At 64.7% G+C, this 1013-nt stretch carries 1 protein-coding gene and 1 pseudogene; both read left to right on the top strand.

Annotated elements, in window-relative coordinates:
* A partial coding sequence (locus tag F6S12_RS32135; RefSeq protein ID WP_315869908.1) for a dipeptidase occupies positions 1 to 564 on the top strand: 564 nt, incomplete at its 5' end.
* 266 nt (positions 565 to 830) lie between these two features.
* Positions 831 to 1013: pseudogene (locus F6S12_RS32130) on the top strand (monoamine oxidase); the annotation flags it as partial.

Here is a 1013-nt window from a genome sequence, read left to right as displayed (position 1 = left end):
CAGGTCCTGGCGCTGTCGAGGGCGCCGATCATTGCCTCCCATTCCAGCAGCCGTGCAATCACCGCCCATCCACGCAACCTGGATGACCGGCGCCTGCGGCAACTGGCGGCCAGGGGCGGTGTGGTGCAGGTCAACAGCTTTCCCAGCGACCTGATCAACCTTGCGCCCAATCCCGAGCGGGACAAGGCCCTGGGGCCGTTGTACCGCGAGTTCCGCCTGGCCGCGAGCATGAGCCCGGAACAGGTGGCGGACCTGGCCGAACGCATTCGCCAGGTCGAAGCCCGCTACCCGCAGCCCAGGGCCAGCCTGGACGATTACCTGCGCCACCTGCTGCACATCCTGGAAGTGGTCGGCCCGGATCATGTGGGCATCGGCGCCGACTGGGACGGCGGTGGCGGGGTACAGGGGCTCGAAGATGTCGCGCAACTGCCACGGATTACCCAGCGCCTGTTGGCGGCGGGCTACAGCGAAGCGGACCTGGCGAAGATCTGGGGCGGCAACTTGTTGCGCGTTCTCGACGCCGCCCAGGCCGTAGGAGCCGGCTTGCCGGCGAAGGGGCGCTGATGCCGGCGCGAGCCGTGGGGCTTCTTCGCTGGCAAGCTGGTTCCTGGCGGGGCGAGTATGGCCAGGCACGGCCAGGCGCAGGGCTATGCGCGGAGCGCAGAATCTTTTGGTTTGAATATGAAACAAAGTAATATTTGCATATGCTTAAAATGTATTTCTCTTATTAAATAAGCGCCCCTAGGATGGCTTCACATAGACCCAAGTGACTGCATAAGTCGCCGATCTATAACCGAACGCACTATCCATCCGCAGCAGGGAGCGCTTGCATGCCACTGACCAGAAGACAATTGATCGCCCGTATTGCCGCTGTCGGCGGGGTCCAGGCGGCGGGTGCGGTCATGGGCCTGTTCGGCGCCAGCGCAACGGCCGAAGCGTTCGAGGAAAACTACGCGGCGCTGCCCACGGCGGCGCTGGGCAAGGGGGCCAGCGTGGTGGTGATCGGCGCCGGG

The sequence above is a fragment of the Pseudomonas sp. JV245A genome (assembly GCF_032424515.1).
In the GTDB taxonomy this organism is placed as follows: domain Bacteria; phylum Pseudomonadota; class Gammaproteobacteria; order Pseudomonadales; family Pseudomonadaceae; genus Aquipseudomonas; species Aquipseudomonas protegens.
Note: the sequence above shows the minus strand (reverse complement) of the source record. Positions and strands in the feature narration are given on the sequence as shown.